General features: G+C 62.6%; 1 protein-coding gene. It reads right to left on the bottom strand.

Going from position 1 to position 1325, the window contains the following annotated elements; translation table 11 throughout:
* Nucleotides 1–1287: M3 family metallopeptidase (locus A2I95_RS38715; protein WP_291737695.1), on the bottom strand; the 1287-nt coding region annotated here is incomplete at its 3' end.
* Between the last annotated feature and the right edge of the window lie 38 nt (nt 1288–1325).

Raw genomic sequence — 1325 nt, 5'->3', positions numbered from 1 at the left:
TGGGCGAGATTGCCGCGCCGTTCTTCTCGGACGGCTGGATCGACGCCGGCGTGAAACCCGGCAAGGCACCTGGTGCACGCCGTGGCCCAGCTCGTGTGCCAGCGTCATCACGTCGCGCGGTTTGCCCAGATAGTTGAGCATCACATAGGGGTGGACATTGGTGACGGTGGGGTGGGCAAAGGCACCCGGTGCCTTGCCGGGTTTCACGCCGGCGTCGATCCAGCCGTCCGAGAAGAACGGCGCGGCAATCTCGCCCATGCGGGGATCGAAGGCGTTATAGGCGTCCATCACGGTTTTTTCCGCCTGATCCCAGGTGATGGTGCGGGGGTCTTCCAGCGGCAGGGGCGCGTTGCGGTCCCAGACCTGCATCACGTCCAGACCCAGCCATTTGCGTTTCAGCTCGTAGTAGCGGTGGCTCAGCTTGGGGTAGGCGGCAACCACGGCTTCGCGCAGGGCCTCGACCACTTCCGGTTCGACATCGTTGGACAGGTGGCGGCCGGTCTGGGCGCTGGGCATGCCGCGCCAGCGGTCGATGATTTCCTTTTCCTTTGCTTGCGTGTTGTGGACGCGGGCAAAGGTCTTGATGTTTTCACCGAACACACGAGCCAGCTCCCGCGCCGCCGCCTCGCGTTTGGCGCGGCCGGGGTCGGTCAGAAGGTTCAGAGTGCCTTCAATGGTCAGCTCTTCGCCATCGACGGTGAACTGCAAACCGGCGATGGTTTCGTCAAACAGTTTCTCCCAGGCATCGCCGACGATGCCAAGGTCATGCATGAACCGTTCCAGCTCATCCGACAGTTGGTAGGGTTTCATGGCGCGGATGCGGCGGAACACGCTGGCATAGCGGGCAAGGTCCGCATTGGCGGCCAGGTGCGCCTGCATCGCGCCGTCCTCGATGCGGTTCAATTCCAGCGTGAAGAACACCAGCGGAGTGGTGGCGACCGTCACCTTTTCCTGGCAGTCCGACAGAAAGGCGGCACGGTCCGCGTCGGTGGTCAGCTGGTAATAGCGCAGGCCCGCAAAGGACATGATGCGGCCGGCGATGTTGTTGATCTTCTCGTTGCGCTCAACACATTTCAGCAGGCCGGCGGCATCCAGGTCCGCCAGTTTGCCCTCGTAATCGGCGGCGAATGCGGCGCATTCCTCTTGCAGCCAGTCCAGGTCGCGGGCCAGTTCGGGGGCATCCTCGGATTTATAAAGGTCGCTGAGGTCCCATTCCGGCAGATTGCCAAGGCTGCCGGAACCGGCAGAGGCGTTTGCGTCGCGAACGGGGAAGGGAAGCTGGAACATGGGGGCTCCTGTTATGAGAAATGCTTTGACCCAACATC

The organism is Leisingera sp. F5, assembly GCF_001593695.1.
The sequence above is the reverse complement of the archived record's forward strand: the minus strand, read 5'-3'. Positions and strand labels throughout refer to the sequence as shown.